Annotated in this window: 1 protein-coding gene; it reads left to right on the forward strand. The window is 55.2% G+C overall.

All coding sequences use genetic code 11. The features are described 5' to 3' along the window. On the forward strand, nucleotides 1–362 hold a 362-nt coding region (locus ACTHTQ_RS11500), incomplete at both ends, for an IS3 family transposase (RefSeq protein ID WP_440363989.1).

Genomic DNA, 362 nt, shown 5'->3' on the forward strand with positions numbered 1-362 from the left:
ATCAAGACCGGCCCGACCCCGATGCAGCCGACAAAGCCCTTATCGCCGAAATCTACGAACGGCATAAAGGACGCTACGGGCAAAGGCGCATTGCCGCATCATTGGATTGGAACCGCAAAAAAGCAGCTCGGTTGATGAAACAGATGGGGCTGAAAGCCAAAATACGGGCGAAAAAAGCCTACCGCCATCCCGCCATGGGCGAGATATCGGAACACCTCCTCAAACGCCGGTTCAAAGCCCGAAAGCCCAACGAAAAATGGCTGACCGACGTTACCGAACTCAAAGGGAAGGACGGCAAACTGTACCTCTCGCCGATATTGGACCTGTTCAACCGGGAAATCGTCGCCTACGCCATGAGCCGC

Source organism: Neisseria sp. P0020.S003 (assembly GCF_051957095.1).
GTDB lineage: Bacteria > Pseudomonadota > Gammaproteobacteria > Burkholderiales > Neisseriaceae > Neisseria > Neisseria subflava.